This window comes from Pseudoalteromonas sp. Z1A6, assembly GCF_011378745.1.
GTDB lineage: Bacteria > Pseudomonadota > Gammaproteobacteria > Enterobacterales > Alteromonadaceae > Pseudoalteromonas > Pseudoalteromonas arctica.
In genome coordinates, this window is sequence record NZ_WTKW01000614.1 from 1 (window position 1) to 1,201 (window position 1,201).

Annotated in this window: 2 protein-coding genes; one reads left to right on the plus strand and one right to left on the minus strand. The window is 33.4% G+C overall.

Features of this window, described 5'->3' with window-relative positions:
* Positions 1-587: EAL domain-containing protein (locus GQR46_RS19905; RefSeq protein WP_165742257.1), on the plus strand; the 587-nt coding region annotated here is incomplete at its 5' end.
* Positions 588-608: 21 nt separating this feature from the next.
* Here the strand turns inward: GQR46_RS19905 and GQR46_RS19910 are convergent.
* Positions 609-1,109 (minus strand): DUF2059 domain-containing protein, encoded by a 501-nt coding sequence (locus tag GQR46_RS19910; protein WP_165742258.1) that lies wholly within the window; start codon positions 1,107-1,109, stop codon positions 609-611.
* Between the last annotated feature and the right edge of the window lie 92 nt (positions 1,110-1,201).

A 1,201-nucleotide genomic window follows, 5' to 3' on the forward strand; every position in this document is an offset into this window, starting at 1 on the left:
CTGATTTATTTATTCCAGCTGCAGAAAAAAATGGCTTAATAACATTAATAGATCAATGGGTAGTGAGTACTTTATTAGTGAGATATAGAGAGTTTTTCCCTGATAATAATACCCTTGTATCTATTAACTTATCTGGGATTAGCCTAAGTAATGAGGCGTTTGTACAACACATAATTAAACTCATAAAAAAAAGTGATATCAATGCTAAGAATATTTGTTTTGAAATCACCGAAACAGCTGCTATATCTCAGATAACTAAAGTTCAAAATTTTATAAGAGAGATGAAAGTACTTGGTATTAAGTTCGCAATCGATGATTTTGGCAGTGGCGCGTCTACTTACGAATATTTAAAAAACCTACCAGCTGATTATCTTAAAATAGATGGCAGTTTAATTAAAAATATTGAACGCAGCCAAGTAGATCAACAAATAGTCAAATCTATTAATGAAATAGCCCATATGATGGGAATGCAGACCATTGCAGAGTTTGTAGAGAATGAACAGATTAACCAAATACTTGAGACTATCGGTGTTAACTATGTACAGGGCTACCATATTGGTAAACCCTGCCCATGTGATGAAAAATAAAAGTTTAGATAAATATCAGCCTTACTTATTTTCACCCTCGCGAGATACTTTTAATTCGTCACTTAGTTGCTGCGCTAAAGCTTGTATTTTAGGCATTGCATCTTGCATTAAGCTTTGTGACATTTGCATAGATTCTTGCATTACAACTGGCATTTTAGCGAGTATTTTTTGCCCAGTATCTGTTTTATAAAAAGCTAACATATCGGCAATTTCTTGTTCATTAAAATGCTTGTCGTACACGTTAACCATCATTGGCTGCATTTTAGCCCAGCTCATTTGCGTTTTTAATACTGCTGTCATATCTGCGTAGTATTTATCAAAAATTGGCTGCTCAGAAGGCTTAACGCCCATTTGGTCTGACATGCCTTTCATCATACCTTCAACCTGGCCGTACATAGAGTCAACCATTGAATCTAAATTCATTACACTAATAAGTTCATCTATTTTTTGCTGCTTAGTATTTTGTTCAGCATACAAACTACTAGAAAAAATCAGTAATGATAAAAGCAGTACCTTACCCATAATAATATCCTTTCATATAAATAATCGTTTTATAGTTACATTATTAATTAGTCTTGTAAAGGGTACAAGCAGTCACTAAAAAGGCCGAATAA